This is a genomic window from Daejeonella sp. (assembly GCF_049655485.1).
Classification (GTDB): Bacteria; Bacteroidota; Bacteroidia; order Sphingobacteriales; family Sphingobacteriaceae; genus Daejeonella.
Map to the genome: position 1 here is coordinate 1 of NZ_JBASJU010000451.1, position 2,527 is coordinate 2,527.

Below are 2,527 nucleotides of genomic sequence, written 5' to 3' on the forward strand. Positions count from 1 at the left end.
ACATTATCCAGGTGAAGAAAAATGCGGAAGCGATGGCTGAAGCATTCGTTGAGCGTGGTTACCAGCTGATTTCAGGTGGTACCGATAATCATATGATGCTGATTGATCTGCGCAATAAAAATATAACGGGTAAGGATGCGGAAAACGCTTTAGGCGAAGCATCTATCACCGTTAATAAAAATATGGTTCCTTTTGACGATAAATCACCATTTGTCACTTCAGGTATCCGTGTCGGTACTGCCGCAGTAACTACCAGGGGATTGAAAGAGAAGCATATGGTGAAAATTGTAGAACTGATCGACGAAATTATTTCAAAGCCTGCCAGTGCAACTCATTTTAAGAAAGTACGTAAGAAAGTGAATGAGATGATGGAAAAATTTCCATTGTATTCATAATAACGATTTTGCTTGGAGATGATTGATTCGATTGCAGGTGACAAAGAAACGATACGCTTGCTCTCTTTGGAGAGTTACCGTATTATTGATTCATTGCCCGAAAAGGAATATGATCGGATCACTCGTCTTGCTTCTTACATTTTTAAGAAACCGATAGCTTTAATCGCATTTATCGATCCTGTCGGCGTTTTCGTTAAGTCGCAGCACGGCATAAGCATTGAGGGATATTCGAGAGAAGAATCTATATGCCGGTTTACTATTGAGGAAAACCGATTGATAGTCATTCCGGATACCACCCTTGACCCCCGAACGGTCAATCTTTCGAGGGTAATAGCTGATCCGAAAATACGGTTTTATGCCGGGGCACCTTTAGTTTCGCCTGAGGGACAGGCTCTTGGCACCCTAAGTATATTGGATACTGTTCCCGGAAACCTCAGTGAAGAAGAAGAACGTGTGCTGGCCGACCTTGCAGATGAAGTTGTTGCACTTCTTGAAGCAAGAAAGACTAATCTGGAGCTGTCTGATCTAATCGCCAAACATGAGGAGATTAGTACGATGTTCAATAATTCTGCTGAACTGCAGTGTATTATGGACAGGAACGGAACCATCATGGTAGTTAATAACGCGGTTGAGAAATTACTTGGATACACGCCGGAAGAAGCGGAAGGGCGTTCGGCATTTGACTTTTGCCCTGAAGAAGACAGGGTTAATCTGATATCCTTATTCTCAAAAGGTTTATCAGTAGGTAAGAAAAGCTTTGAAGTTGAAGGCAGAATTAAGCTGAAAGATTGTTCAACAAAATGGATGGGATGGGCGCTAGCCTCAAAAGGTGATAAATGGTACGCCAACGGACGTGATATCAGCGACCAAAAAGAGTTGATTGCTGAGCTCGAGCAGTTATCCATCGTGGCGAATAAAGTTAATAATGGCGTATTTATAAGTGACAATAAGAGCCAGGTAATATGGGCAAATGAAGCCTCGGAAAATATAACGGGCTTTAGCCTGACAGACTTGAAGGGAAAGAGAGTGGGGGATATATTAGCCGGCGAACTTACCGACAAAAATGTCCTGGAAAATGCACGTGAAAGGACTCGGAATAAACTTCCCTTCACCGTTGATATCCTCTCGTATAAGAAGGATGGCACTCCTATCTGGCTTTCTGTTTTGAACTCGGTGATATTGGATGCCAGGGGCAACGTTGAAAAAGAGGTGGAAGTGATCATTGATATCACTTCGCGTAAAAAAGTGGAGGAGGAACTGCAAACACTCTCATTGGTTGCCAGTAAATCAGCCAGCGGGGTCGTAATACGGGATGGACTTGGAAAGGTAATCTGGATTAACACTGCCACTGAAGCATTGCTGGGATATAAGCTGGAGGAACTTCAGGGTAAACGATTGGGGGAGGTTATTTTACAGGAGGGCCATGATCAGGTTGCGCTCTTGATAGCACAGAAAGCAATCGACGAGGGAAAGGCTTACAATATTGATCTTCAGATTTATAAGAAAGATGGTACACCTATCTGGGTACATACTTCTACTACCCCTATTGCAAATGATGAGGGGAAGATTGAGCGCCAGGTTGAAATAATTTATGACATTACTGAGCGGAAGAAAGACGAAGAGCAACTTACTTTATTATCTCTTGTAGCAAGTAAAACGATTAACGGTGTAGCCATTAGCACAGCTGACGGTAAAATCAAGTGGATTAATGATGCTCTTGAGAAACTTACGGGCTATTCCCTTGAAGATTTTAGAAATACCCGTCCGGGGGATTTGCTTTGCGGCGAGGGTACCGATATGAAACTGCTTGAAACCGCCCGGCAGCAGGCGGCGAACTGTATTCCTTCGAACATCGAATTGCTGAGTTACAAAAAGGACGGATCACCCATTTGGCTGTCTATTTCTAATACCCCAACCTTTAACAAAGATGGCAGCCTGGACCAGCAGGTTGAGATTATCAACGATATATCTGAACGGAAACTTGCTGAACAGGAGCTTATAAAAACCAGGGAAGAAGCTCTGCAGCTCAGTAAGGCTAAGGAGACATTTCTGTCTGTTATGAGCCATGAGATCCGGACGCCTTTAAATGCGGTGATCGGAATGTCTCATATTTTGATGGATGACAATCCAAC

General features: G+C 43.3%; 1 protein-coding gene and 1 pseudogene. Both read left to right on the plus strand.

Annotation, left to right across the window (positions count from 1 at the left end):
• Positions 1-395, plus strand: a pseudogene (gene glyA / locus WBJ10_RS17940) (serine hydroxymethyltransferase); the annotation flags it as partial.
• Positions 396-413: 18 nt separating this feature from the next.
• Positions 414-2,527: PAS domain S-box protein (locus WBJ10_RS17945; protein ID WP_424292806.1), on the plus strand; the 2,114-nt coding region annotated here is incomplete at its 3' end.